General features: G+C 64.3%; 23 protein-coding genes and 3 tRNA genes. 18 read left to right on the forward strand and 8 right to left on the reverse strand.

Annotated elements, in window-relative coordinates:
* Positions 1-4 precede the first annotated feature (4 nt).
* From phrB to FB481_RS13890, 4 genes are all read left to right on the forward strand, one after another.
* Complete coding sequence (gene phrB, locus FB481_RS13875) at positions 5-1453, forward strand: deoxyribodipyrimidine photo-lyase (RefSeq protein WP_147176810.1); 1449 nt, start codon at positions 5-7, stop codon at positions 1451-1453.
* Positions 1450-2220 (forward strand): SDR family oxidoreductase, encoded by a 771-nt coding sequence (locus FB481_RS13880; protein ID WP_093505682.1) that lies wholly within the window; start codon positions 1450-1452, stop codon positions 2218-2220. Before phrB ends, FB481_RS13880 begins: the two co-directional genes overlap by 4 nt.
* Before the next feature lie 78 nt (positions 2221-2298).
* Positions 2299-2796, forward strand: a complete 498-nt coding sequence (locus FB481_RS13885) for a DUF2878 domain-containing protein (protein WP_093505680.1) — start codon at positions 2299-2301, stop codon at positions 2794-2796.
* Between the two features lie 40 nt (positions 2797-2836).
* Positions 2837-3148 (forward strand): YkgJ family cysteine cluster protein, encoded by a 312-nt coding sequence (locus tag FB481_RS13890; protein WP_147176768.1) that lies wholly within the window; start codon positions 2837-2839, stop codon positions 3146-3148.
* Positions 3149-3353: 205 nt separating this feature from the next.
* On the opposite strand, the gene FB481_RS13895 is transcribed toward FB481_RS13890, so the two are convergent.
* The 6 genes from FB481_RS13895 to hemA form a co-directional block, all read right to left on the reverse strand.
* Positions 3354-3872, reverse strand: a complete 519-nt coding sequence (locus tag FB481_RS13895) for an acyloxyacyl hydrolase (RefSeq protein WP_093505676.1) — start codon at positions 3870-3872, stop codon at positions 3354-3356.
* Between the two features lie 119 nt (positions 3873-3991).
* A complete protein-coding gene (gene murI / locus FB481_RS13900) occupies positions 3992-4786 on the reverse strand; it encodes a glutamate racemase (protein WP_093505674.1) in 795 nt (264 codons plus the stop codon).
* The gene (locus tag FB481_RS13905; RefSeq protein ID WP_147176769.1) at positions 4779-5546 is read right to left on the reverse strand and encodes a molybdopterin-synthase adenylyltransferase MoeB; all 768 of its coding nucleotides are present in this window, start codon (positions 5544-5546) and stop codon (positions 4779-4781) included. The genes murI and FB481_RS13905 overlap by 8 nt, the downstream gene beginning before the upstream one ends.
* Positions 5539-6372 (reverse strand): peptide chain release factor N(5)-glutamine methyltransferase, encoded by an 834-nt coding sequence (prmC, locus tag FB481_RS13910; protein WP_147176770.1) that lies wholly within the window; start codon positions 6370-6372, stop codon positions 5539-5541. Before prmC ends, FB481_RS13905 begins: the two co-directional genes overlap by 8 nt.
* Positions 6373-6448: 76 nt before the next feature.
* Positions 6449-7531, reverse strand: coding sequence for a peptide chain release factor 1 (gene prfA / locus FB481_RS13915; RefSeq protein WP_147176771.1), 1083 nt, complete (start codon positions 7529-7531; stop codon positions 6449-6451).
* A gap of 10 nt (positions 7532-7541) precedes the next feature.
* Positions 7542-8822 (reverse strand): glutamyl-tRNA reductase, encoded by a 1281-nt coding sequence (gene hemA / locus FB481_RS13920; protein WP_147176772.1) that lies wholly within the window; start codon positions 8820-8822, stop codon positions 7542-7544.
* A 275-nt stretch (positions 8823-9097) separates the two neighbouring features.
* Here hemA and FB481_RS13925 point away from each other — a divergent pair, with 275 nt between their 5' ends.
* The 11 genes from FB481_RS13925 to FB481_RS13975 all read left to right on the forward strand — a co-directional run bounded on the left by FB481_RS13925 (position 9098) and on the right by FB481_RS13975 (position 18310).
* Positions 9098-10828 carry a lipopolysaccharide assembly protein LapB gene (locus tag FB481_RS13925; protein ID WP_147176773.1) on the forward strand — a complete coding sequence of 577 codons (1731 nt, stop codon included), beginning with the start codon at positions 9098-9100 and terminating at the stop codon, positions 10826-10828.
* Positions 10828-11448 (forward strand): lipoprotein insertase outer membrane protein LolB, encoded by a 621-nt coding sequence (gene lolB / locus FB481_RS13930; protein WP_147176774.1) that lies wholly within the window; start codon positions 10828-10830, stop codon positions 11446-11448. Before FB481_RS13925 ends, lolB begins: the two co-directional genes overlap by 1 nt.
* Before the next feature lie 190 nt (positions 11449-11638).
* Positions 11639-12514: a 4-(cytidine 5'-diphospho)-2-C-methyl-D-erythritol kinase gene (gene ispE, locus FB481_RS13935; protein ID WP_093505660.1), complete on the forward strand. Its 876-nt coding sequence runs from the start codon at positions 11639-11641 to the stop codon at positions 12512-12514.
* Positions 12515-12539: 25 nt separating this feature from the next.
* A tRNA-Gln gene (locus FB481_RS13940) sits at positions 12540-12614 on the forward strand.
* Positions 12615-12673: 59 nt separating this feature from the next.
* Positions 12674-12748, forward strand: a tRNA-Gln gene (locus tag FB481_RS13945).
* Between the two features lie 44 nt (positions 12749-12792).
* The gene (locus tag FB481_RS13950) at positions 12793-13734 is read left to right on the forward strand and encodes a ribose-phosphate pyrophosphokinase (RefSeq protein ID WP_027906044.1); all 942 of its coding nucleotides are present in this window, start codon (positions 12793-12795) and stop codon (positions 13732-13734) included.
* A 112-nt stretch (positions 13735-13846) separates the two neighbouring features.
* The gene (locus FB481_RS13955; protein WP_075931824.1) at positions 13847-14473 is read left to right on the forward strand and encodes a 50S ribosomal protein L25/general stress protein Ctc; all 627 of its coding nucleotides are present in this window, start codon (positions 13847-13849) and stop codon (positions 14471-14473) included.
* A gap of 39 nt (positions 14474-14512) precedes the next feature.
* Entirely contained in the window at positions 14513-15103 is a 591-nt protein-coding gene (gene pth, locus FB481_RS13960) for an aminoacyl-tRNA hydrolase (RefSeq protein WP_147176775.1), read from the forward strand.
* 34 nt (positions 15104-15137) lie between these two features.
* On the forward strand, positions 15138-16238 hold the full coding sequence (ychF, locus tag FB481_RS13965) for a redox-regulated ATPase YchF (protein ID WP_075931826.1): 1101 nt from the start codon (positions 15138-15140) through the stop codon (positions 16236-16238).
* Positions 16239-16695: 457 nt separating this feature from the next.
* Complete coding sequence (locus tag FB481_RS13970) at positions 16696-18117, forward strand: sensor domain-containing diguanylate cyclase (RefSeq protein ID WP_256662749.1); 1422 nt, start codon at positions 16696-16698, stop codon at positions 18115-18117.
* A gap of 116 nt (positions 18118-18233) precedes the next feature.
* A tRNA-Met gene (locus tag FB481_RS13975) sits at positions 18234-18310 on the forward strand.
* 393 nt (positions 18311-18703) lie between these two features.
* On the opposite strand, the gene FB481_RS13980 is transcribed toward FB481_RS13975, so the two are convergent.
* The gene (locus tag FB481_RS13980; protein WP_093505652.1) at positions 18704-18979 is read right to left on the reverse strand and encodes a hypothetical protein; all 276 of its coding nucleotides are present in this window, start codon (positions 18977-18979) and stop codon (positions 18704-18706) included.
* A gap of 280 nt (positions 18980-19259) precedes the next feature.
* Here FB481_RS13980 and FB481_RS13985 point away from each other — a divergent pair, with 280 nt between their 5' ends.
* From FB481_RS13985 to FB481_RS13995, 3 genes are all read left to right on the forward strand, one after another.
* Complete coding sequence (locus tag FB481_RS13985; RefSeq protein ID WP_178109884.1) at positions 19260-22232, forward strand: sensor histidine kinase; 2973 nt, start codon at positions 19260-19262, stop codon at positions 22230-22232.
* The gene (locus FB481_RS13990; protein WP_147176778.1) at positions 22225-22857 is read left to right on the forward strand and encodes a response regulator transcription factor; all 633 of its coding nucleotides are present in this window, start codon (positions 22225-22227) and stop codon (positions 22855-22857) included. Before FB481_RS13985 ends, FB481_RS13990 begins: the two co-directional genes overlap by 8 nt.
* A gap of 160 nt (positions 22858-23017) precedes the next feature.
* Positions 23018-23422: a helix-turn-helix domain-containing protein gene (locus tag FB481_RS13995; protein WP_147176779.1), complete on the forward strand. Its 405-nt coding sequence runs from the start codon at positions 23018-23020 to the stop codon at positions 23420-23422.
* Between the two features lie 4 nt (positions 23423-23426).
* On the opposite strand, the gene FB481_RS14000 is transcribed toward FB481_RS13995, so the two are convergent.
* Complete coding sequence (locus FB481_RS14000; protein WP_147176780.1) at positions 23427-24863, reverse strand: winged helix-turn-helix domain-containing protein; 1437 nt, start codon at positions 24861-24863, stop codon at positions 23427-23429.
* Positions 24864-24996: the final 133 nt, after the last annotated feature.

A 24996-nucleotide genomic window follows, 5' to 3' on the forward strand; every position in this document is an offset into this window, starting at 1 on the left:
CATGCTGCAACTGATGTGGTTTCGAACCGACCTGCGTATCACCGACAACAGCGCCCTTACCGCCGCCATGCAGGCCGGGCCCACGGTCGCGGTATTTCTGCTCAGCCCGGGCCAGTGGCAGCAGCATGATGATGCGCCGTGCAAGGTGGATTTTTGGCTGCGCAACCTGACCGAGCTGAGCCGCGAGCTGCAACGCCTCAACGTGCCGCTGCTGATTCGCACAGCAGATGACTGGGGCACCGCGCCAAAGGTGCTTGGCACCCTCGCCCAGGAACTGCAGGCCAATGCCGTACACGTCAATGAGGAATACGGCGTCAACGAAGGCCGCCGTGATGAAGCCGTGAGCGCGGCGCTAGACGAGCTGGGCGTGAATTTCCACAGCCACCTCGATCGCGTGCTGTTCAAGCCAGGCAGCGTGCTGACCCGTACCGGCACCTACTTCAAGGTTTACAGCCAGTTCCGCGGCGTCTGCTATCAGCGCCTGCATACGGCCCTGCCGAAACTGGTAGCGCTGCCCAAGGCACAAGAAAAATTGAAGATAGCTGGCGACCCGATCCCCGAGCAGGTGTCCGGTTTCGATACACCCAACAAAGCGCTGCGCGATGCCTGGCCCGCCGGTGAAGAAGCGGCCCGTGAACGCCTGCAGCGCTTCGCTGACGAGTGGATCGAGGACTATCACGACAACCGCGATTTCCCGATTCGCCCCGGCACCAGCCAGCTGTCAGCGTATCTGGCGGCCGGCGTGCTGTCGCCGCGCCAGTGCCTGCACGCGGCGCTGAATGCCAACGGCGGTGAGTTCGAAAGCGGCAACCAGGGCGCCGTCACCTGGATCAACGAGCTGATCTGGCGCGAGTTCTACGCCCATATTCTGGTCGGTTACCCGCACGTGTCCATGGCCCGTGCCTTCCGCCCGGAAACCGAAGCGCTGCCCTGGCGTAACGCAGCCAAAGACCTGAAGGCCTGGCAAGAAGGCCGCACCGGCATCCCGATCATCGACGCGGCCATGCGCCAGCTGCTGGAAACCGGCTGGATGCATAACCGTCTGCGCATGGTGGTGGCGATGTTCCTGACCAAGAACCTGCTGATCGACTGGCGCGAGGGCGAGCGCTTCTTCATGCGCCACCTGATCGACGGCGATCTGGCCGCCAACAACGGTGGCTGGCAGTGGAGCGCCTCCACCGGTACCGACTCGGTACCCTACTTCCGTATTTTCAACCCGATCAGCCAATCCCAACGCTTCGATCCTGACGGCCGCTTCATCCGCCAGTGGCTGCCCGAGTTGGCCTCACTCAGCGACAAGGCGATTCACGATCCGCACGCCGGCAGCAAGGGCCAGGCCAGCCTGTTCGGCGTTGGCGTGGACTATCCCAAGCCCATCGTCGACCTGCGCGCCAGCCGCCAACGCGCGCTGGACGCTTTCAAGAACCTGCCTTCGGCCAGCGAGGCGTCATGAGCGCGTTCAGCCGGCGCATCTGGCTGACCGGTGCCAGCAGTGGCATCGGTCATGCGTTAGCCGAGCGCCTGCTGAAAGAAGGCCATCTGCTGGCCCTGAGCGCGCGACGCGAAGAGCCACTGCAGGTGCTGGCAGAGCGCTTTCCTGGTCGGGTGCTGGTGCTGCCAGGCGATCTGGGCGAGCCCGCCGATGTGGACGCCATCGCCGCCAGGCTCGCCGAACAGTGGGGCGCGCTGGACTGCGCGATTCTAAATGCCGGCGTCTATGAACATGTGGACGCCAGCAACTTCGAGGCGGACGCCTTGGCCCGGGTGATGCGCGGCAACCTGTTCTCGGCCAGCCACTGCATCGTCGCTGCCCTACCGCTGCTGCGTCGTGGTCAAGCGCCGCACCTGGTCGGTGTTGCCAGTGCGGTCACCTACCTGCCGCTGCCGGGCGCCGGCGCCTTCGGGGCCGCCAAGGCCGCTGTGCGTTACCTGCTCGAATCCCTGCGCGTGGATCTGGCCCGGGAAGGGATCGCCGTTACCGTGGTCACCCCGGGTTTCGTCGACACGGCGCACTCGGAAAACAGCGGCTACTCCACACCAATGCGCTGGTCAGCCGACAAGGCCGCCCGGCATATCGCCAAGCGCCTACACGCGCGCCCGCTGGAAATCGCCTTTCCCGGCCCGTTCATTGCTGCGCTCGGCCTGCTCGGTCGGCTGCCTGCGCGCCTGCGTTTGGCCCTAAGCCGCCGCCTGCTGCATAGCGAGCGGGACATCTCCTGACACGCCCGAAGCTTGCACCAACATTGCTGGCACAGGCACCATCGGCGCCCTTTATGTTCAGCAACCGGATAGCATCGAGTGTCTAGAAACCTGCTCAACGCCCTGCTGTTTTTAATCGGCTGGCTCGCCTGCCTACTCGGCGGCGGCGACTGGCTATGGGTGGTTGCGGTGGTACTGCTGGTACACCTGATGCGTATCGGCAGTTGGCAACGCGAGGGCAAGTTGCTGGTCAGCGCCTTCCTGTTCGGTAGCGCCGTGGACAGCTTTCTGCTGCAGCTGGGCCTGTTCGATTTCGGTGAGGCGCGCCAGTTGATTCCGCTCTGGCAGGCATTTGTCTGGCTTCTGGTGGGCACCACGCTCTATCACTGCATGGAGTGGACGGCCGCGCCCTGGTGGCGCGCCAGCCTCGTTGGCGCCTGCTTCGCGCTACTCTCCTACGGCGCCAGCACCTGGCTCGGTCTGCTGCGCCTGCCCTTCGGCGAGGCCACTACTCTGGCACTGGTGGCGCTGCTCTGGGCCATCATGCTGCCACTGCTGCATGGTTTCGCCCGGCTCTACGCTGCCCGCCCGATGTAAGGTTTGCGTGGCGCCGTGCAGCCTCGCGTAGACTAGGCCGATGAGCGACGCCCTACAGATTCCCCATACCCAGATCGACGAACAGGTCAGCTGCAGCACCTGCGCGGCCTGCTGCTGCCAACTGGAAGTGATGCTGATCACCGATACCGGTGTGCCTGAGCGTTTCATCGACAGCGACGAATGGGGCGGCGAAGTGATGCGCCGCCTGGACGATGGCTGGTGCGCGGCACTGGATCGCGACACCATGCGCTGCACCATCTACGAAGTGCGCCCGCTGATCTGCCGCGAGTTCGAAATGGGCGCGCCAGAGTGCCTGGAAGAACGCCGCGGTATCGGCAGCATCTATCGCTGACCTGGCGCCTAACCGCGCAAAAAAACCGGGCCTTGGCCCGGTTTTTTTGCATCAGCTACAGATTAGAGCCTGTTCAAAGTCTCGCGAGCTAGAGCAATGCAAGGCGAAAACAGGCGAGGACGCGGAGTTTACGAGCTGTAAATGAGCAGTCCGAGCCTGTTTTTAACGCAGCAGTGCCGACGCGCAGCAGACATTGAACAGGTTCTTAGTAGTTGAAGCGATAGTGCAGCGAATACGCCTCTACACCATCGTTCGGCTGCTTGATGCCGGCGTTGGAATAGTGCATCGCACGGATGCCCACTTCGTGACCACCGGCGAAACGCAGGCCCGCACCGATGCGGTCTTCGAACTGGAACGACGACCCCAGGTCGTTGGACTCCAGACGCGTGCTGGAGAATGCTGCCACCCCGATACCGGCTTCCAGGTAGGGTTTGACGGTCTGCCCGGCGAACTCGTAAACGAATACCGGTGCGAACGAAATGCTGTGGTTGGTGGCGGTATCGTCCCCCTGCCAGTAGGTGTAACCGGCATCCCAGTAACCACCCAGATGACCGACGCTGCTTTCGAACCAGCGGCTGTTGAAATCGAACTGCGCACCCAGGCGGTAAACCATGGTGGAGTCGCCCGTCTGGCCGACGGAAACGCTCAGGCCTGCGGCCTGAACTGCTGTAACGGACCCAAGAGACAACGCAACTGCAGCGGCCAAGCCAACCAGCTTCTTCATTGGAGCATCCTTGTATAGGGACTTTTTTAGTCTTTTAAGTGAGGCAGGGTGAAAACTACAGTTACAGACTTTAGACAAGTTCCCTTCGTTCTAAAAATATTTACTGTCCTAACGGCCAATTAATTTCCAGGCAGCACGGCCACCGGCTCGGCGCTCCCCCAAAGCAGTGGCAACACCCGTTGCATGGCCGCCGGCTCGCCGCTGCACCAGAAGCGATCGACGCCACGCGGCCCGTTGGCCAGTAGGTTGCGACTGGCCAGCAACCGTTGTAGTTGCCGGGCCACCGCCGCGCCCGTGTCGATCAGGCTGATCGACGGGTCAAGCCACTGCTCGAGCAGCGGCCGCAGGAAGGGATAGTGGGTACAGCCGAGGATCAGGGTGTCGCAGCCCTCGGCCAGCAGAGGCTCGACGTAACCGCGCAGCAAAGCAAGCAAAGCAGGGTCGTGCAGATCCCCCGCCTCGATCAACTCGACCAAACCCGGACAGGGCTGGGTGACCACCCGCACATCACTGGCGAACTGGTCGAGCAAGGCAGCGAAGCGCGCACTCTTCAGCGTCCCGGTGGTGGCCAGCACGCCAACCACCCCAGAGCGCGTCGCGGCTGCCGCAGGCTTTACCGCTGGCTCCATGGCCACAATCGGCAGCTGCGGATAAAGAGTGCGCAGCTCACCCACACCAGCAACAGTCGCGGTATTGCAGGCCAGCACCAAGGCCTTGGCGCCGCGTTCGAGCAGGAACGAGGCGATAAACCGGCAGCGTTCACGAATGTACTCGGGGCTTTTTTCCCCGTAGGGCACGTGGCCGCTATCGGACACGTAGAACAAGGTTTCCTGCGGCACCAGCGTGCGGATTTCCCGCAATACCGTAAGACCGCCAATGCCGGAATCGAATACCCCGATCGGCGCGTCACGCATCGGCGCCATTCCCGCATACGGCGCAACCCGGGTCGCGCTTTACCCGCAGTTCGCGGAAGCGCGAACCAAAGGCATCGATCAGCAACAGGCGGCCGACCAGCGGCTCGCCGAAGCCGGCGAGCAGCTTCAGCGCTTCCAGCGCCTGCAGGCTACCGACCAGACCGACCAGCGGCCCGACCACGCCGGCTTCGCTACAGGTCAGCTCTGCCTCGCTGCCATGACCGTACAGGCAGTGGTAACAAGGGCTGTCTTCGCGGCGCGGATCGAACACGGACAACTGCCCTTCCAGGCGGATCGCCGCACCACTGACCAGCGGCCGGCGCGCCGCCACGCAAGCGGCATTGACGGCTTCGCGAGTGGTGAAGTTGTCCGAGCAGTCGAGTACTAGGTCTACTGCCGCAACGGCTGCGGCCAGGGAGTCCGCATCCAGGGCCTGGCGATGGGGGCGCAGCGTTACCTGGGGATTGAGCGCGCCGAGCCGCGCCAGTGCCGAGTCGACCTTGCTCCGGCCGATGCTCTTCGTGTCGTGGGCGATCTGCCGTTGCAGGTTGCTCATGTCGACGCTGTCGAAGTCCGCCAGGTGCAGCTCGCCCACACCAGCCGCCGCCAGGTACAGGGCCACGGGCGAGCCGAGGCCGCCAAGGCCGACGATCAGCACGCGGCTGCCCTTGAGACGCAGTTGCCCGTCTACATCGATCTGCGAGAGTAGAATCTGCCGGCTGTAGCGCAGCAGTTCCTCGTCTCTCAGGTGTTCATTCATGTGGCCACCGCCCCAGGCTGATGCGCTCATGATCGGCGAGATCACGGCGGCTGTGAACCTCGACGAAGCCGCGCTGGCTGAATAACTCGCGCACCATCTCTGCCTGATCGAAACCATGTTCGAGCAACAGCCAGCCAGGCGCTGCCAGGTAGGCAGGCGCCTGCTCGATAATCAGGCGGATATCGTCCAGCCCGTCGACGCCCGACACCAGCGCGCTGCTCGGCTCGAAACGCACGTCGCCTTCGCCCAGGTGATGATCATCGCTGGCTATATAGGGCGGGTTGCTGACGATCAGCCCATAGCGCTCGCCTGCCAATGCCGAGAACCAGTGGCTCGCACGAAACGACGCATTAGCAAGGCCCAGCCGGGCGCGATTGCCCTCGGCCAGCGCCACGGCCTCGTCCACCCGGTCGACGCCGATGACCTGCCAGGCCGGCCGTTCGCTGGCCAATGCCAGGGCGATGGCGCCGGTGCCGGTGCCTAGATCGAGCACCCTGGCCGGGCCACCGGGCAGCAGCACCAGCGAGGTTTCCACCAGCAGCTCGGTGTCCGGGCGCGGGATCAGGGTGTGGGGCGCGACGTCCAGGTCCAGGCTCCAGAACCCCTGACGACCGAGGATATAGGCGACCGGCTCACCGTTACGCCGACGCGTCAGGCTGGCGGCGAAGGCTTCGGCGACAGCTGGCTCGACTTCACGGTCAGCCCAGGTCCGCAGGTAACTGCGCGGCTTGCCCAATGTATGGGCCAGCAGCAGCTCGGCGTCCAGGCGCGGCGTCGGTGAGTCGGGCAGCGCATTGCTGTTGAGCAGAAATTCGATAGTGGCCATGGCGGGCTTCCTGGGCGGATCGGGGCGCTGGCATTCTGGGTGAATAAAGAAGTCCCCGCTCCACCCTGCTTTCGGTTCAGTCGCTCAACGCGGCCAACTGATCGGCCTGATACTCGGCGAGCAGCGGCTCGATGACCGCATCGACGCCGCCGGCGATCACTTCGCCCAGGGAATACAGGGTCAGGTTGATGCGGTGGTCGGTCACCCGCCCTTGCGGGAAGTTGTAGGTGCGAATGCGCTCGGAGCGGTCGCCCGAGCCGACCAGCAGCTTGCGGGTGTCGGAGATTTCCTTGTGGGCGGCGGCGTCCTGCTGGTCCTTGAGCTTTGCCGCCAGCCAGGCCATGGCCTTGGCGCGGTTCTTGTGCTGGGAGCGCTCTTCCTGGCACTCGACCACGGTGCCGGTGGGAATGTGGGTGATGCGAATCGCCGAGTCGGTGGTGTTGACGTGCTGACCGCCGGCACCGGAGCTGCGGTAGGTGTCGACGCGCAGATCCGCCGGGTTGATCTCGATGGCCATCTGCTCGTCGGGCTCGGGCAGCACGGCGACGGTGCACGCCGAAGTGTGGATGCGGCCCTGGGACTCGGTTTCCGGCACGCGCTGCACGCGGTGCGCACCGGATTCGAACTTGAGCTTGCCGAACACGTTGCCGCCCTCGACCCGAGCGATCACTTCCTTGAAGCCGCCGTGCTCGCCTTCGTTGGCCGACAGCACTTCCACCCGCCAGCCCTGCTTCTCGGCGTAACGCGAGTACATGCGGAATAGATCGCCGGCAAAGATCGCCGCCTCGTCGCCGCCGGTGCCGGCGCGCACTTCGAGGAACACGTTACGACCGTCGTTGGGGTCCTTGGGCAGCAGCATGCGCTGCAGGCTGTCTTCCAGCTCGGTAAGGCGCGCGCGGGCGGTGTCGACTTCTTCCTCGGCCATTTCGCGCATATCCGGGTCGCTGTCCTTGAGCAGCGCCAGGGCGCCCTCGAGGTCGGCCTGCACCTTGCGAAACTCGCGAAACGCGGCGATCACGGGCTCGATCTCGGCGTATTCCTTGGAATAGGCGCGAAACTGGGTCTGGTTGGTGATCACCTCGGCGTCGCCGAGCAGTGCCGTGACCTCTTCGAAGCGGTCGTGCAGCAGGTCGAGTTTGTTGATCAGCGAAGCTTTCATTGCATGCCTTTTATTTATTGACCAAGCCGGACGACGTGACTTCTTCCAGAGCGAACAGCTCCTGAGCCACGCCCAGCGCATCGATGCGCCCGGTGGCGGAGAATTTCTTCAGTTGCACGCTGGGCGCGTGCAGCAACTTGTTGGTCAGGCCTCGGGCCAGCTGGGCCAGCACGTCTTCGGCGGCAGCGCCATTGGCGAGCATGCGCTGGGCCCGGGCCAGTTCGTCGTCGCGCAAGCGCTCGGCCTGCTGGCGATAAGCGCGGAGCACATCGACGGCGGCCAGCTCGCGCAGGCGCGCCATGAAATCGTCGGTGCCGGCGGCGACCAGCTCCTCGGCGGCCTGGGCCGCGCCCTGGCGACTTTTTAGGTTTTCGGCGATGACTTCGTGCAGGTCATCGACGGTATAGAGGTACACGTCATCCAGCTCGCCGACCTGGGGCTCGATGTCCCGCGGCACGGCGATGTCGACCATGAAGATCGGCTTGTGCTTGCGCTGCTTTAGGGCGCTTTCCACCGCGCCCTTGCCGAGGATCGGCAGCTGGCTGGCGGTGGAGCTGATGACGATGTCGCTGTGCACCAGCTCCTGGGGAATGTCGGAGAGCAACACGGCGTGGGCGCCGAACTGCTCGGCCAGGCTGCTGGCGCGCTCCAGGGTGCGATTGGCGACCACAATACGCTTGATGCCTTGGTCGTGCAGATGGCGGGCCACCAGGCTGATGGTCTCGCCGGCACCGATCAGCAGCGCCTGGCTGCGATGCAAGTCGGCGAAGATCTGCTTGGCCAGGCTTACGGCGGCAAAGGCCACCGACACCGGGTTCTCGCCGATGGCGGTATCGGTGCGCACGGTCTTGGCGGTACTGAAGGTGGCCTGGAACAGGCGCCCCAGCAGCGGGCCCAGGGTGCCGGCCTCGCGGGCCACGGCAAAGGCGGATTTCATCTGGCCGAGAATCTGCGGCTCACCGAGCACCATGGAATCGAGGCCGGAGGCCACGCGCATCATGTGACGAACAGCCGCATCATCTTCGTGAATATAAGCGCAGGCGCGCAGCTCTTCGACGCTCACATGGTGGTAATCGGCGAGCCAACGCAGCACCGCATCGACGCCCGGGCCGTCCTGTTCGAGGTACAGCTCGCTGCGGTTGCAGGTCGACAGGATCGCCGCCTCACGGCTCGGCGTGTCGCGGCAAAGCAGCTGCAACGCCTCTACGAGCTGCTCGGGAGTAAAAGCCACGCGCTCGCGAACATCCACCGAAGCGGTCTTGTGGTTGATACCGAGGGCGATAAAGGCCATGCACGTCGCTGACAGGGGGTTGGAAGCCGGTAATTGTCCTACTTCGGCCGGTGCAGGACAACCATTGCACCATGCATGGCGCCGATAGCCAGGGCTGATCGACGGCAATGAGAATGACTTCGCCAGCACCACAAGGGTGCACCCGGATTGAATGCAACCCGCCCGGGCTTCGGCAGTCCAACCTCACATCGCCAGGACACGCGGGCTGCCCCATGGGCTTGCCCAACGGCTTGTGTCATGATGGCCAAAACCGCAGGTTAGTCGCATCCCCTCTTATGAATAGACCCATCGCGTTGTTCACCGCCCTGGCCTTGCTGGGTGGCTGTCAGACTTTTGCGCCGTCCGCGCCGGACGGCAACGTACCCGTGGAAGATCCAGGCACCGAGGCCACCGCCAAGGCGCCGGAGAACTACGGCTCGTTCAGCCAGGAAACCCTGCTGGCGCTGCTGACCGCCGAACTGGCCGGTCAGCGCAACCGCTTCGACATTGCTCTGAGCAACTATGTGCAGCAGGCCAACGCGACCCAGGATGCCGGCGTCGCCGAGCGCGGCTTCCGCATCGCCGAATACCTGGGCGCCGACCAGGAAGCGCTGGATACTGCACTGGTCTGGGCCAAAAACGCGCCCGACGATATGGACGCCCAGCGCGCCGCCGCCGTGCAACTGGCCCGCGCCGGCCGCTACGACGAAGCCATGGACTACATGGAGCGCGTACGCCAGCGCCAGGGCAACACGCATTTCGACTTCCTCGCCCTGGCCGCCGCGGAAACCGACCCGGACACCCGCGCAGGTCTTTTGCAGAGCTTCGACCGCCTGCTCAAGAAATACCCGAACGACGGCCAGCTGCTGTTCGGCAAAGCCCTGCTCCTGCAGCAGGACGGCCGTGCCGAAGAAGCCCTGAAGCTGCTGGAAACCAGCGAAGCCAAACAGGATCAGTCCGCCCCCCTGCTGCTGCGCGCACGCCTGCTGCAGAGCCTGGGTCGTGGCGAGGAAGCGCTGCCGCTGCTCAAGAAAGGCATGGAGCGCAACCCGAGCGACAAACGCCTGCGCCTGACCTATGCCCGCCAGTTGGTCGAGCTGGGCCGCATGGATGAAGCCCGTGGCGAATTCTCTTCGCTGCTGCAGCAATTCCCGGAAGACGACGACCTGCGCTTCTCCCTGGCCCTGGTCTGCATGGAGGCCGAAGCCTGGCGCGAGGCCATCGTCTATCTGGAAGAGCTGATCCAGCGCGACGCCCACGTCGACGCGGCGCAATACAACCTGGGCCGTGCCCACGAAGCCCTCGGCGAAGTGGATGAAGCTTTGCTCGCCTACTCGATGGTCGGCACTGGCACCGATTACCTGCCCGCCCAGGCGCGCATGACCGATCTGCTGGTCGCCAACGGCCGCGGCGCCGAAGCGTCCAGGCACTTGGCCGAAGCCCGCGACAGCGATCCGGAGTACGCCCTGCAGTTGTACCTGATCGAAGCCGAGTCGCTGTCCAAGCAGAACAAGCCCGACCAGGCCTGGGACCTGATCCAGAAGGCGCTCAAGCAATACCCGGGCGACATCAACCTGCTCTATACCCGCGCCATGCTCGCCGAGCCGCGTGGCGATCTGAAGCAGCTGGAGCGCGACCTGCGCCTGATCCTGGAGCGCGAACCGGACAACGCCATGGCCCTCAACGCCCTGGGTTACACCCTGGTCGACCGCACCGATCGTCATCAGGAAGGCCTGGATCTGATCCAGAAAGCCCATGACCTCAACCCGGAAGATCCGGCCATTCTCGACAGTCTCGGCTGGGCCAATTACCGCCTCGGCAACCTGGCCGACGCGGAGAAATGGCTGCGCCAGGCGTTCGAACGCTTCCCGGACCACGAAGTCGCCGCCCACCTGGGTGAAGCCTTGTGGGCCCAGGGCAAGCAGCGCGAAGCCCGGAAGATCTGGCGCGACGCCCTGAAGGAACAACCCGAGAGTGAAATTCTGCGCAGCACCGTGCAGCGCCTGACCGGATCGGAGACCCCCTGATGTCGCTTCGCCCCCTACTCGTACTCGCCCTGATCACCCTGCTGGCCGGCTGTTCCGGCCTGTCCACGCGCGAGTCAGTGGAACAGGGCCTGGGCGACCCCGCCCGCTGGCAGGCGCACAAACAACAGATCGGCACCCTCGATGGCTGGCAGATCAACGGTAAGGTCGGCATCCGTGCCCCACGCGACTCGGGCAGCGGCACGCTGTTCTGGCTGCAACGCCAGGACTACGCCGACATCCGCCTGTCCGGCCCGCTGGGCCGCGGCGCGGCGCGTCTGACCGGGCGCCCCGGCAAGATTGAGCTGGAAGTCGCCAACCAGGGCCGCTACCAGGCCGAGTCACCGGAAGAACTGCTGCAACAGCAACTGGGCCTCAACCTGCCCGTCTCGCACCTGCTGTGGTGGATTCGCGGCCTCCCCGCACCGGACAGCAAGAGCCGCATCACCCTGGACGCCGACAGCCGCCTGGCGCAGCTCAGCCAGGATGGCTGGGAAGTGAGCTACACCCGCTACGCCGAACAGGATGGCTACTGGCTGCCCGAGCGCCTGCGCCTCGAAGGCCACGATATTCAGGTGACCCTGGTGATCAAGGACTGGCAACCGCGCCACCTCGGCCAGTAATCGCCCCAGTCCTGCGCGCGATGCCCCTCCGCATCGCGCGTTTTTTATGCTCGTAATTCCCGCGTCGTAGCCCGCGGTTGAGCGCAGCGATACCCAGGATCATCATCCCGGTCGTCGCTGCGCTCGACCCGGGCTACCGGCTGCGCTAGCCTGCGCGACTCACTCATCCCCTCTTACCAGCCATTGCCCAATGACGACCCACGCCATTTCCGCTGACGCCGAACTGATCCTGCCGGCACCGGCCAAGCTCAACCTGATGCTGCACATTCTCGGGCGCCGCGACGACGGCTATCACGAGCTGCAGACCCTGTTTCAGTTTCTCGATCACGGTGACGAACTGGGCTTCAGGAGTCGCGAGGACGGCGTGATCCGCCTGCATACCGAAATCGACGGCGTGCCCCACGACAGCAACCTGATCGTGCGCGCCGCCAGGCAATTGCAACGGCAGAGCGGCACCCGCCTGGGCGCGGACATCTGGCTGAACAAGCGCCTGCCCATGGGCGGCGGCATCGGCGGTGGCAGCTCGGATGCGGCGACCACCCTGCTCGGCCTCGATCACCTATGGCAACTGGCCTGGGGCGAGGATCGCCTGGCGGCCCTGGGCCTCGGCCTGGGCGCCGACGTACCGGTCTTCGTGCGCGGCCGCGCGGCCTTCGCCGAGGGTGTCGGCGAAAAACTCACACCGGTCGAGCTGCCCGAGCCGTGGTTTCTCGTCGCCATACCGCAAGTGCTTGTCAGCACAGCAGAAGTTTTCTCCGACCCTGAGTTGACACGCGATACGCCGCCCATTAAAGTTCGCAGCCTTCTTGAGGGGGGTGGTCGTAACGACTGCCAGCCGGTCGTCGAGAAGCGTTACTCAGCTGTTCGTAACGCGCTGATCTTGCTGAACAAATTTGTTCCGACAAGATTGACCGGCACTGGAGCTTGTGTGTTTGGGAGCTTCCCAAACCGGGACGATGCTGATAAAGTCGCCCGCCAACTTCCAGCCACACTGCCAAGTTTTGTTGCGCAGGGTGCCAACGTTTCGATGTTGCACCGCAAGCTGCAAGAACTGGCCAGGAAGTGAATGCGTAGCATCGGTTATACGTTACAGGGGCGTCGCCAAGCGGTAAGGCACCAGGTTTTGATCCTGGCATGCGTTGGTTCGAATCCAGCCGCCCCTGCCATAACCACCCAAGGGTGGCTCGTACTACCGAATTGAGCAGCATTGCGTCACACACGATACAGGGGCGTCGCCAAGCGGTAAGGCACCAGGTTTTGATCCTGGCATGCGTTGGTTCGAATCCAGCCGCCCCTGCCATTTTTATACTCATCCAGGTTACCCTCAGCCGGCAGGTACTGCGCGTGTCCAAGATGATGGTCTTTACGGGGAACGCTAACCCCGATCTGGCGCGACGTATCGTTCGTCAGCTGCACATTCCCCTCGGTGATGCCTCGGTCGGTAAATTCTCCGACGGCGAAATCATGATCGAAATCAACGAGAACGTTCGCGGCAAGGATGTTTTCCTGATTCAGCCGACGTGCGCGCCAACCAATGACAACCTGATGGAACTGGTGGTGATGGCAGATGCCTTCCGCCGCTCCTCAGCGACTCGAATCACAGCAGTCATCCCCTACTTCGGCTATGCCCGCCAGGATCGCCGCCCGCGCTCCGCTCGCGTGGCAATCAGCGCCAAGGTCGTGGCCGACATGCTCACCGTGGTAGGCATCGACCGGGTTCTCACCGTCGACCTGCACGCGGATCAGATTCAAGGCTTCTTCGATATCCCGGTCGACAACATCTACGGCTCGCCCGTACTGGTCGACGACATCGAAGATCAACGCTTCGACAATCTCATGATCGTATCCCCGGACATCGGCGGCGTAGTGCGTGCTCGCGCCGTAGCCAAGAGCCTGGGCGTCGATCTGGCGATCATCGACAAGCGTCGTGAAAAGGCCAACCACTCCGAGGTGATGCACATCATCGGTGACGTGGAAGGTCGTACCTGCATCCTGGTCGACGACATGGTCGACACCGCCGGCACCCTGTGCCACGCGGCCAAGGCTCTGAAGGAACACGGCGCTGCCAAGGTGTACGCCTATGCCACGCACCCGGTGCTGTCGGGTCGTGCCATCGAGAACATCGAGAACTCGGTACTGGACGAACTGGTGGTGACCAACACCATCCCTCTGTCCGCCGCCGCGCAATCCTGTTCGCGTATTCGTCAACTGGACATCGCGCCGGTTGTCGCTGAAGCGGTACGCCGCATCAGCAATGAAGAATCGATCAGTGCGATGTTCCGCTAACCCGGAACGCCCCTGACGAAACATGCCTGGCCACCTGGCCAGGCCTTTCACCGAACCGCCCCGCCGCTGGTCGCAAGCGTAACGGGCGGTTTGGTTATTCTGGAGAAGTGAAATGACTGCTGAATTTACCCTGAATGCCGAAGCGCGTTCCGACCTGGGGAAAGGTGCGAGCCGCCGCCTGCGTCGTAACGCCAGCCTGGTTCCTGCCGTGATCTACGGTGGCGACAAGGCTCCCCTGTCCATCAGCCTGGTTGCCAAGGATTTCGCCAAGCTGCTGGAAAACGAAGCGGCGTTCAGCCACGTGCTGAACCTGACCGTTGACGGCAAGAAAGAAAACGTTCTGATCAAAGCCCTGCAGCGCCACCCGGCCAAAGGCTTCGTTCTGCACGCTGACTTCATCCGCGTGGTGGCCGGCCAGAAACTGACCGCACACGTTCCGCTGCACTTCATCAACGAAGCTACCTCCGTTGGCGTGAAGCAGAAAGGCGGTGAAGTTCTGCACTCGCTGAACGAAGTTGAAGTCTCCTGCCTGCCGAAAGACCTGCCGGAGTTCATCGAAGTCGACTTCGCCAACGTTGATCTGGACCAGACCGTTCACCTGTCCGACATCAAACTGCCGAAAGGCGTTGAGCTGGTTGCTCTGGCCCACGGTAGCGATCTGCCGGTTGCCAGCGTTCACCTGCCGCGCGTTCGTGCAGAAGACGCAGCCGAAGGCGAAGGCGAAAGCACCGCCGAGTAATTCCGGCTCGCTACGCCTGCTTCAAGAAAGGGCTCCTGTATGACTGCCGTACAACTGATCGTTGGCCTGGGTAACCCGGGCCCCGAATACGACCAGACCCGGCACAATGCAGGAGCCCTTTTCGTTGAGCGCCTGGCAGACAGCCAGCGCGTCAATCTCAGCGTTGATCGCAAGTATTTTGGCCTGGTGGGCAAGTTCAATCACCAGGGCCGCGAAGTTCGTCTGCTCATCCCCACCACCTTCATGAACCGCAGCGGCCAATCCGTGGCGGCGTTGGCGAATTTCTTCAAGCTCAAACCCGAAGAAATCTTGGTGGCCCACGACGAACTCGACATGCCTCCCGGCGTCGCCAAACTCAAACAGGGTGGCGGGCACGGCGGGCATAACGGGCTGCGCGACATCATTGCCCAGCTCGGCAACCAGAACAATTTCCACCGCCTGCGGCTTGGCATCGGCCACCCCGGGCACGCCAGCATGGTCTCCAACTTCGTACTCGGCCGCGCGCCGCGTGGCGAGCAGGAGCTACTGGATACCAGCATCGGCTTCGCCTTGGGCGTCCTCCCGGAAATACTCGCCGGTGACTGGACGGTAGCGATGCGCAAGCTGCACAGCCAGAAAGCCACTCTCTAATTTCATCTACCGCCATTGGCGCGAGGGATACACCATGGGATTCAACTGCGGCATCGTCGGCCTGCCCAACGTCGGCAAGTCCACCCTGTTCAATGCCCTCACCAAATCCGGCATCGCCGCTGAGAACTTCCCGTTCTGCACCATCGAGCCGAACAGCGGCATCGTGCCAATGCCCGACCCACGCCTCGACGCACTGGCCGAGATCGTCAAGCCCGAGCGCGTGATCCCCACCACCATGGAGTTCGTCGACATCGCCGGCCTGGTCGCCGGCGCCTCGAAAGGTGAAGGCCTGGGCAACAAGTTCCTCGCCAACATCCGCGAGACCGACGCCATCGCCCATGTGGTGCGTTGCTTCGAAGACGAGAACGTCATCCACGTCGCCAACAGCGTCGACCCCAAGCGCGACATCGAGATCATCGACCTCGAGCTGATCATGGCCGACCTCGACAGCTGCGAGAAGCAGCTGCAACGCGTCGCCCGTACCGCCAAGGGCGGCGACAAGGAAGCCGTGGCGCAGAAGGCGCTGCTGGAAAAGCTCATCCCGCACTTCACCGAAGGCAAGCCGGCGCGCAGCCTGCTCAAGAATCTGGGTGACGACGAGAAGCGCCTGGCCAAGACCTTCCACCTGCTGACCACCAAGCCGGTGATGTACATCGCCAACGTTGCCGAAGACGGCTTCGAGAACAACCCGCACCTGGACGTGGTGAAAGCCATCGCCGAGGAAGAAGGCGCCATCGTCGTGCCGGTGTGCAACAAGATCGAAGCCGAGATCGCCGAGCTGGACGATCTGGAAGAGATGCAGATGTTCCTGGAAACCATGGGCATGACCGAGCCCGGCCTGAACCGCGTGATCCGCGCCGGTTACTCGCTGCTCAACCTGCAGACCTACTTCACCGCCGGCGTGAAGGAAGTGCGCGCCTGGACCGTCAAGGTCGGCGCCACCGCCCCGCAGTCCGCTGCCGCCATTCACACCGACTTCGAGAAAGGCTTCATCCGCGCCGAAGTCATCGCCTACGACGACTTCATCCAGTACAAGGGCGAAGCCGGTGCCAAGGAAGCCGGCAAATGGCGGCTGGAAGGCAAAGAATACATCGTCAAGGACGGTGACGTGATGCACTTCCGCTTCAACGTCTAAGCCCTCGCCGTGACCGACAAAGCCGCGTGAAAGACGCGGCTTTGTTGTTTCTGCAGCTCGATAGTTGTACAAGGCGACCTGCGATACGGCTTTTTGCCAGTATTGGCCTATGCTTTGTGCGGCGCAGCAGTATACTGGCCCTGCCCTCCCCTGCAGGCGCTGAACCGTGAAACCCGACCGTGAGTGTTCTGCCCCTGGATTGTCGCCCGCCAGCACTGCGCCAGCGCGCCTAGATGCGCTGTTGCGCCTTGCCAAGCGTTGTTCCGGCTTTAGTCTCTGTGGCGTTGTTACCATCGGCAGCGGTAATGAGCCAATAAAGCTCGACTCCCCGCAGTCCGGCAGTATTCAGGATGCCCTGTCACTGCTGATCGCACGCACTCGACTTGGCCAGTCCGCCCTGCTGATTCAGGAAACGACGGCCTGCCCGGAGCCCCTGAGCTGCTTTGCTGGGTATCCGTTGCACACTAATACGGGCGAGTGCCTGGGCGTGCTTTACGCGGCCGACACAACGCCACGAAGCATTGATACCGACCTGCACCTGTCACTGCAGGACATCGCAGACAGCGCCGCCCAGATACTCACCCTGGCTCATGCCAAGGCCGAGGAAACGCTGCTGGCATTGGCCATCCAGGGCAGCGGCACAGGGGTATGGGATCGCGATCTGAGCACTGGCAGGATCCACTACTCTGCCGCCTGGAAATCCATGCTTGGCTATACAGCCAGTGAAGTGAGCAACCGTATCGAGGATGCCTACACGCGCGTTCACCCCGACGAACTCGAACAGGTGAAGCAGACGATACAGTCCCACATCAGCGGCCAGACCGAGCAATATCAGGTTGAGCATCGCCTGCGCTGCCGAGATGGCAGTTACAAATGGGTATGCAGCCGCGGCAAGGTGGTCAGCCGGGACGCAAGCGGCAACCCCCTGCGCATGCTTGGTATCACCACCGATATCAGCACACTGCGTTCACTGTCCGAGCGTCTGCAACAAAACGTCGAGCTGATCACCCAACTGACCGACCAAGTGCCAGGTGTGGTCTTTCAGTTCTGTAGCCAGGTGGATGGTAGTGGCCACTTCACTTACCTCAGCGCTGGCGTTCGCGACCTGTTCGAAGTGACCCAGGAACAGATGCTGCAGAACCCGACACTGCTCGATAGCTGCCTGCACCCGGACGACCTGGAGATATTCAATCAATCTCGCGCACAAGCCCTGCGCGAGGTCTGCATCTGGCACATCGAATACCGCGTGCAACTACCTGTGCAAGGCCTGCGCTGGCACCTGGGCGAAGCACGACCACAGCGTAGAGCGGATGGCAGCGTCGTTTGGCATGGCATGGTCACCGACATCACCGAGCGCAAACGCTTCGAGCGCGAACTGCACGAATTCGCCTCCATGGACGCCCTCACCCAGCTCGCCAACCGCCGCGTGTTCATGAACTATCTGGAAACCGAACAAGCACGCATTCAACGCCGCGACATCAGCACCTCGAGCCTGCTGATGTGCGACCTGGACCACTTCAAACTGATCAACGACCGCTGGGGGCACGGCATCGGCGACCGCGCCCTGCGCCATTTCAGCGACATCCTGCGTGCGCAGCTACGAACCAGTGACCTCGCCGGGCGCATCGGCGGTGAGGAGTTCGCCGTACTGCTCAGCGGCGCCGACAGTTTTCCGGCACGCGACTTCGCCTGTCGCGTACAGCACGCCATGGCCTGCCAGCCGCTGCGCGTCGACGGTGAGGAAATTCACCTGACCCTCAGCATCGGCCTCACCCAACTGAGCACTCAGGATGCTACCCCGGATAACGCCCTCGGCCGCGCCGACAAGGCGCTCTACCGCGCCAAGCAGAACGGACGCAATCGCGTGGAGATCAATTGAGTGAGCCGCGGCAGGAGAAAAACTAGGCCAGACGCCTAAGCAGTTGAAAGTTCGTAAATTTATTCTACACCAGGGCTTGACACCCCCCCGACAGATAAGGAAAATGCGCGCCACTCGGCTACGTAGCTCAGCTGGTTAGAGCATAGCATTCATAATGCTGGGGTCCGGGGTTCAAGTCCCTGCGTAGCCACCAAACAAAACAAGGGTTTACCGAAAGGTAAGCCCTTTTTTGTTTGCGCTCGAAAAATGTGCAGTGACTAGAAGTGCTCCCCCCACCCCGCCCCACTCGCAGCCCCTAAGTCGACGCAGCGATCACATTGTTCCCTACTTCGATGACAGGGTTGCCGAGTACGGCGCATCGGCGCCGATATTGGTAATCACCGGGGTGGTGGGTGGTTTTAGGTAGAAGTGCCAGAAGGCAAAGCCCGATTCCGCTATCACGATCAGTTTTTCACCGCTACATTCCATTGCCGGCATGTGCCGTGTAGCAAACCGTGCAGCCACCTGGTTGGATGCGCGCTATCAGCGCCCACAACGCAAAAAGGCTTATCACCTGATAAGCCTTTTCGTCGTGTATGCGTTGCCGCTAAACCACCAGAAACCCCGCCACGATCAGCGCCGCCAAGGTTACCACGCCGAGGATTAGCAGTATCCGGCGGACGCCTGAGTTTTCAGGGCTATCGAGCAGCGGCTGGCTGGGTAATGGCAGGTAGGCCGGTGTGGTGCTGAGTTTGAGGGGACGCTGGATGCGTAGGACGTTGTTGCCCTTGGGATCGGGCTTGGCGCTGAAGTTGTCCCATGAGGCGTTGTGCCCCTGCTGTCGGCGGCCTTCGCGCCACCACTCTCGGTCTTCCGGTCCCATGCTGCGCCCTCCTGGCTGGTGTGATCTGATCCATCAGAGCTGCATCGGCAGCTGCAAGTTCAGTGTACGCCTGTAAACCGCTTCGCGTGGGGCGATATTGGCACCGTCAATCGGTTGGTATTCGGCGGTGGCGCTGGCACGCCCGCGGGCACGGTTGCACAATCCGCTTTTCCCTATGCGCCCGACTTCTGCCGTGACTGCCCTCGCCTCCCCTTACCTTCGCCGCCAGCCCTTGTGGGTAAGAGGCTGTTGCGCCTGGCTGCTGGCAGGTGTGCTAGGCATGCCGGTACAAGCCGAACCGCTGGCGCAGCGCGAACACCATCGCTGGACCATGGCCGACGATGACGGCCCCAATCAGGTCGGCGCTCTGGCGCAAACCCGCGACGGCTATCTGTGGCTGGGCGCCGACAGCGGCCTGCTGCGCTTCGATGGTTTCGACTTCACGGCTTACCAGCCCAGCGACGGGCAGCCGCTGGGCACGGTCGCCAGCCTGCTGGCAGTGGACGATGGCCTGTGGGTTGGCCTGCGCGCCGGCGGTGCCCGGCTGATTCAGGGGCGCAGCACGCGCAGCTTCGCTCCTGGCCAGGGCATGCCGGGTGGCGCGCTGTATGGGTTGGCGCGGGATCACGACGGCACTATCTGGGCGGCGGCCCATGAAGGGCTGACCCGCTTCGACGGCGAACGCTGGACCACCGTCAGCGCTGAGCAGGGCTTCAACGCCAGAAGTGCGCGGGCAGTCTTCCTCGACCGCGACGGCACCCTGTGGGCCGCCAGCAACCATCACCTCTATCAGCGCCCTGCCGGCGCCTCGCAATTCAGCGAAGTGGACGGCGGCCTCGACTGGCCCAGCCAGATCGTCCAGGCGCCAGATGGCTCGATCTGGATCGCCGAACGCTACCTCAACCGCCTGCACCGCGTGATGCCTGGCGACCAGTCGCACCTGCAGAGCCAGCCGGTGGATGCGCCAATCAATGGCCTGCTGTTCGATGACGCCGGCGGGCTGTGGACCAGCACGCCGGGCAACGGGTTGCGCCGTTACCAGAAGGCGCAGTTGCCGCTGGACATTGCCCACGCCGAGCGGGTGACCCGCCGCGAAGGCCTGAGCGCCGATTACCTCTGGCCGCTGCTGGAGGATCGCGACGGCACGGTATGGGCCGGTAGCAATGCCGGGCTCGACCGTTTTCGGCTGCGCGAACTGAGCCCCGCGCCGCTGCCGGCCGGCACCCTGAACGCGGCACTGGCGGTGGCCAGCGATGGCGCGCTGTGGGCAGCCAGCGGCAACCGCGGCTTGCTGCGCCTGCACAACGGGGAGCTGCAGCGCTGGCCCATCGCCGAGCCGGTGACCGCCCTGCTCACCGGCACCGACAGCGACGTGTGGGCCGGGGGGCCCCATGGCATCTGGCACGCCACATCAGCCGGTGCCGAGTTGCAGGCCCGGCTGCCCGAGCAGGCACCGGAGGAAGCCTCGGTACGGGCAATGGTCCATGCCGACGACGGCAGCCTGTGGGTGTCGATCAACGGGCTCGGTCTGTTCGTGCTGCGCGGCGAGCAATGGCAGGCGGTGGCTGGCGTCAGCGAACAGCAGAGCCAGACGATGCCGGTCAGCGCCGGGCGCGACGAACAGGGGCGACTGTGGTTCGGCTACCGCGACAACCTGCTGGTCAGCCGCCAGGGCGAAGGGCTGCGCCAGTGGGGCGAAGCGGATGGGCTGCGGATCGGCCACGTGACCGCGCAGCTGCACCATCACGGGGTTTCCTGGTTTGGCGGCCAACACGGCCTGGCGCGCTTCGACGGTAAGCGCTTGCAGATGCTGCCACTGCCGGCCAACGGCCAGTTCGACAATATCTATGCGCTGCTGCCCGGCCGCGACGGCGACCTGTGGGTACATGGCAAGGGCGGCATCCTGCAGTTGCCGGCGGCCGAGATAGTACGAGCTCTGGCCGAGCCGGGCTATCGCCTGCGCTACCGCTCGGTGAGCCTGGATGGCAGCCTGGCCAACGACCCCTACCGCGTACTGCCGCTGCCTACCGGTGTGGTAGGCGCCGATGGCCGGCTGTGGTTCTCCACCAGCGCTGGCGTGAGCCTGCTCGACCCGGCGCGCCAGCCGGCGGTCGCTGCACTGCCGCCAGTGATGATCGAGAGCGTGCAGGTCGATGGCGTTCCGCAGCCGCTGCCCGCCCCGCTGCAGCTGCCAGCGGGCAGCCAGCGCCTGGTCATCGACTACGCAGCGCTGAACCTGCGCGCTCCGCAAAGCCTGGCCTTCCGCTATCGGCTGCAGGGCTTTGACAGCGAGTGGATCGAGGCCGGGCGCCAGCGACGCGCCACCTACACCGGGCTGCCGGCGGGCGATTACCGCTTTGAGGTGCAGGTGTTCGACCAGAGCGGTGGCGAGCCGGCGGCCCCGACCGTGCTGACCTTCAGCGTGGCGCCGGCATTCTACCTGCGCCCGCTGTTCTATGTGCCGACGGGCGCGGCGCTGCTGCTGATGCTCTGGTGGCTGCATCACCGTGCACTGCGCCTTGAGCGCCGGCGCCTGCGCCTGCAACTGCACGCCCAGCAGAGTGAGCGTGAACGCGTCGCCCGCGAACTGCACGATACCCTGCTGCAAAGCGTGCAGGGTCTGATGCTGCGCTTCCAGGCAGCTGCCGATACGCTGGCAACCGATCACACGGCCCACACGCGGCTGGAGCGTGCCTTGGACCGCGCCGACGAGGTGATGCAGGAAGGCCGCGAGCGGGTGCAGCACCTGCGCCAAGCCGGCACCGGCGGTCTGGGGCTGGCGGCCGAGCTGAGCCGATTCGTGCAGAGCCTGGACGAACCCGGCATCGAGCTCGCCCTGCACGTCAACGGCGACCAGTGCCAGCTGCATGCCGCCGTGCAGGACGCCGCCTATCGCATCGCTGTCGAAGCGATCAGTAACGCAATGCGCCACGCCAAAGCGCGGCAGATCACCGTGATGCTGAATTACGGTGCGCGCGGTTTGCGTCTGCGCATCGAGGACGACGGCCAGGGCATCGCCGCCGACTACGCCACAGCCAATGGCAGGCCTGAGCGCTGGGGCGTGCGCGGCATGCATGAGCGTGCGGCGCAGGTCGGTGGCACGCTCGACGTGCAGGCGCTGGCCAGCGGCGGCACCCGGGTGGAACTGCGGATCAAGGCGGCGCTGTCCTATGCCGACCAGACCCGGCAAACGTGGCGCCGCTGGTTCTCGCGCCAGGGCCGCCCACCACAGAGAGAAACGCCCCATGAGTGACACGCCCATTCGCCTGCTGGTGGTCGACGACCATCCGCTGCTTCGCGAAGGCATCGCCGCGGTGCTCGAAGCCCACCCGGAAATCGAGCTGGTCGGTGAAGCCGATAACGGCGAACAGGCCGTGGCGCTGTTCGCCGAACTGCGCCCGGACGTGACGCTGATGGACCTGCAGATGCCCGGCCTCAATGGCACCGAAGCGATCCGCGCGATTCGCGCGCAGTTCGCCGATGCCTGCATCGCCGTGCTCACCACCTACAGCGGCGACGCCCGCGCCTTGCAGGCAGTGCAGGCCGGCGCCCGTGGCTATCTGCTCAAGAGCATGCTGCGCAAGGAGCTGGTCAGCGCCATTCACTGCCTGGCCGCCGGCAAGCGCCACTTCCCGGAGCCGATCGCCAGCGAGCTGCTCGCCACCATCGCCGAGGATGGCCTTACCCCTCGGGAAACCGAGGTGCTCCAGCACACCGCCCAAGGCCTGGGCAACGGCGATATCGCCACGCAGCTGGCGATTTCCGAGGACACGGTAAAAGGCCATATGCGCAGCATCATGACCAAGCTCAAGGCACGTAACCGCACCCACGCGGTGAGCATCGCCCTGCAGCGCGGGATCATCGATAACTGGGACTAAATGCACCGCGTACCAAGGTTAAGCCTGCCCTTAACCTTAATTAACATTACGCAACTCGCCCGCCACACCCCGCTCTTCAACAATCCCCTCCGCCCCGCGACACGAGGTCGCACGGCGCCGCCAAACCGCGGCGCTGCCAGGCGCCAGTTGGGATATCAGCATGAAGGCCATCCAGGGTTCCGCACCGTCACAGGCATCGGCCGGCAAACTCGCCGCCTGGCAGGAAGCGATCGCCAAACAGTTGATGCTGGCCAACCTGGATGCCGGCATTTCGGTCGCCGAAATCGCCGAGGCCTGCGCCCTGTCGCGCAGCCACTTCACCCGCAAGTTCAAGGAGAGCACCCTGCTGTCGCCCCACGTGTGGTTGCGCCAGCAGCGGGTCGACAAGGCCATGGAGTTGCTACGTGACTCGCCGTTGTCGCTGACGCAAATCGCCATGGAATGCGGCTTCTTCGACCAGGCGCATTTCTGCCGGGTGTTCGCCAAAAGCCAGGGCATGAGCCCGCTGGCCTGGAGGCGCCAGCAAGCCATGCTTGTCGAGGCTCTACGGAAGCAGGCCTGCTGAGCGCTCAGCCCAGGGCGGGAATCTGCCAGGCGCTGGCGAGCGCTGCCTCCTCGGCCTTGTGCCGGGCAAAGGCGCGGGTGCAGCCGAGCATGTGGTAGTAGACCGCCTCGCCGTCACGGCGCAGGCCGATCAGCGACAGCGCCACCAGGCGTGCCACGGCAGCGCAGCGCGCGGTGGCGCTGACCGGTACCTCGGCCAGGGCCTGTTGTGCATCCGCCACCGTGAAGTACGTATCGCAGCGCGCCAGCCCTTGCAGGCAGAGGCGCTCCTCGGCGCTGAGCAGCCCGTAGCTCCACTCCATCGACGCCTGCAGGCTGGCATGCCGCGCCGGTGTGCTGCGCCGCCCGAGCAGGCTCAGGTAGCTGTGATTGTCGAGCTGGGCGAGGATGCCGTCCAGGCTCTGGGCGTCTAGCTGCGCGGCGGCCAGCTCGATGGCCAGTGGCAAGCCGTCGAGCCGCCAGCACAGTTCGGCCACCCGCGGTACATCGCTTTCCAGCAGCCGAAAATCCGCCTGACGCGCCCGTGCTCGGCGCACGAACAGCTTCACCGCTGGGTAATGCAGCGCTGCGGCCAGGCGCAGGTGGCTGCCGAGCGGTGGCGACTCCAACGGTGCCAGCGGCTGCACGTATTCCTCGGTGGTGCGCAGCGCCTCGCGGCTGGTGGCGAGAATGCGCAGGCCTGGCGCGGCCTGCAGCAACGCTTCGCTGAGCGCGGCGCAGGCATCGACCAGGTGCTCGCAGTTATCCATCAGCACCAGCATGTGCCGGTCGGCCAGGGTCGCTAGCAGGTGGGCCTGAGCGTCGATGCCCTCGGGCACCGCGATGCCCATTTCCGAGGCCAGGGTGGCAGCCAGTTGCGCCGGGGCGGTAAGCGTCGCCAGGTCGGCGAAGCGCACGCCATCGGCGAACTGGCCGAGCTGCTGCTGGGCGACACGCAGGGCCACGGTGGTCTTGCCCACCCCGCCGGGGCCGATCAGGGTGATATGCCGGCGCGTGTGCAAACGCCGCGAGAGGTCTTCGATCAGCCGGTCGCGGCCTTCGATGCGCACCGGCCGGCTGGGCAGGTCGCAGGCCGCCCCAAGCGCGTCACTCTGGGACTGGCCGACCTGCTCGACATGGGCGACGAAGCTGTAGCCGCGCTGGCGCACGTTGGTGATGTAGTCGCGTGATTGCGGGCACACCCCGAGCACCCGGCGCAGGGCGGAAATGTGCACGCGCAGGTTGATCTCTTCGACGAAGGTCTTCGGCCACACCCGGGCGATGATCGCCTCCTTGCTGACGATCTTGCCGGCGCTTTCCACCAGCACCAGCAGGATGTCCAGGGCACGGGCGCCGATGGGCAGCGGGCGATCGCCATCGAGCAGCAAGCGGCGCTGGGGGTGCAACTCGAAGCGGCCGAAACGCAGGACGGTGTCGCTGCCAATGGGTTCGAGATCACGCATGACCTGTTCAGCATCCCGCCATGCCGGACGTCACCCATCGGGTCTCGGCTGATCGGCGCTTTGCCGCTCCTGTTCTGATAAGAGAATCATTCTCTACCGTTCGTCGCCCCGGCAACATCGCCACGGGGGGACG

Source organism: Pseudomonas sp. AG1028 (genome assembly GCF_007993955.1).
In the GTDB taxonomy this organism is placed as follows: domain Bacteria; phylum Pseudomonadota; class Gammaproteobacteria; order Pseudomonadales; family Pseudomonadaceae; genus Aquipseudomonas; species Aquipseudomonas straminea.

Coding starts and splice junctions, on each gene's coding strand:
- FB481_RS13880 (WP_093505682.1), top strand. CDS start 1,450: ATGAGCGCGTTCAGCCGGCGCATCTGGCTGACCGGTGCCAGCAGTGGC.
- FB481_RS13890 (WP_147176768.1), top strand. CDS start 2,837: ATGAGCGACGCCCTACAGATTCCCCATACCCAGATCGACGAACAGGTC.
- FB481_RS13895 (WP_093505676.1), bottom strand. CDS start 3,872: ATGAAGAAGCTGGTTGGCTTGGCCGCTGCAGTTGCGTTGTCTCTTGGG.
- murI (WP_093505674.1), bottom strand. CDS start 4,786: ATGCGTGACGCGCCGATCGGGGTATTCGATTCCGGCATTGGCGGTCTT.
- FB481_RS13905 (WP_147176769.1), bottom strand. CDS start 5,546: ATGAATGAACACCTGAGAGACGAGGAACTGCTGCGCTACAGCCGGCAG.
- prmC (WP_147176770.1), bottom strand. CDS start 6,372: ATGGCCACTATCGAATTTCTGCTCAACAGCAATGCGCTGCCCGACTCA.
- prfA (WP_147176771.1), bottom strand. CDS start 7,531: ATGAAAGCTTCGCTGATCAACAAACTCGACCTGCTGCACGACCGCTTC.
- hemA (WP_147176772.1), bottom strand. CDS start 8,822: ATGGCCTTTATCGCCCTCGGTATCAACCACAAGACCGCTTCGGTGGAT.
- FB481_RS13925 (WP_147176773.1), top strand. CDS start 9,098: ATGAATAGACCCATCGCGTTGTTCACCGCCCTGGCCTTGCTGGGTGGC.
- lolB (WP_147176774.1), top strand. CDS start 10,828: ATGTCGCTTCGCCCCCTACTCGTACTCGCCCTGATCACCCTGCTGGCC.
- ispE (WP_093505660.1), top strand. CDS start 11,639: ATGACGACCCACGCCATTTCCGCTGACGCCGAACTGATCCTGCCGGCA.
- FB481_RS13955 (WP_075931824.1), top strand. CDS start 13,847: ATGACTGCTGAATTTACCCTGAATGCCGAAGCGCGTTCCGACCTGGGG.
- pth (WP_147176775.1), top strand. CDS start 14,513: ATGACTGCCGTACAACTGATCGTTGGCCTGGGTAACCCGGGCCCCGAA.
- ychF (WP_075931826.1), top strand. CDS start 15,138: ATGGGATTCAACTGCGGCATCGTCGGCCTGCCCAACGTCGGCAAGTCC.
- FB481_RS13980 (WP_093505652.1), bottom strand. CDS start 18,979: ATGGGACCGGAAGACCGAGAGTGGTGGCGCGAAGGCCGCCGACAGCAG.
- FB481_RS13985 (WP_178109884.1), top strand. CDS start 19,260: ATGCCGGTACAAGCCGAACCGCTGGCGCAGCGCGAACACCATCGCTGG.
- FB481_RS13990 (WP_147176778.1), top strand. CDS start 22,225: ATGAGTGACACGCCCATTCGCCTGCTGGTGGTCGACGACCATCCGCTG.
- FB481_RS13995 (WP_147176779.1), top strand. CDS start 23,018: ATGAAGGCCATCCAGGGTTCCGCACCGTCACAGGCATCGGCCGGCAAA.
- FB481_RS14000 (WP_147176780.1), bottom strand. CDS start 24,863: ATGCGTGATCTCGAACCCATTGGCAGCGACACCGTCCTGCGTTTCGGC.